Here is a 295-nt window from a genome sequence, read left to right on the forward strand (position 1 = left end):
CTGATTTTAATTAATAAAATGGCGTGCTCAATAAAAAATTGAGGCGTTATTTTTTTATTTTCGATTTATGTGCTATTACGAAGTAAAACTTTTTACAACGGAGTGGCATTAATGAAATCTTGGGTAAAAATGAATAGTTGGACATCAGAAGACACCAAAGCAGTGAAAACATGGTTTGATTTGGATAGATATCGAGAGTTTGAAAACATTTCAATTAATATGCTTTACCATGAAATATGGGCGAGGACATATTTCTTCAAACCAGTAATAGAAGAAGGAATGCATAAAACAGTAT

1 protein-coding gene is annotated in these 295 nt (G+C 30.8%); it reads left to right on the forward strand.

The genetic code is table 11. The features are described 5' to 3' along the window. Positions 1 to 111: 111 nt before the first annotated feature. A partial coding sequence (locus tag IM273_RS22445) for a DUF6387 family protein (RefSeq protein ID WP_226857944.1) occupies positions 112 to 295 on the forward strand: 184 nt, incomplete at its 3' end.

It is taken from the genome of Enterobacter cloacae complex sp. P13B (genome assembly GCF_014895915.1).
Lineage (GTDB): Bacteria > Pseudomonadota > Gammaproteobacteria > Enterobacterales > Enterobacteriaceae > Enterobacter > Enterobacter bugandensis.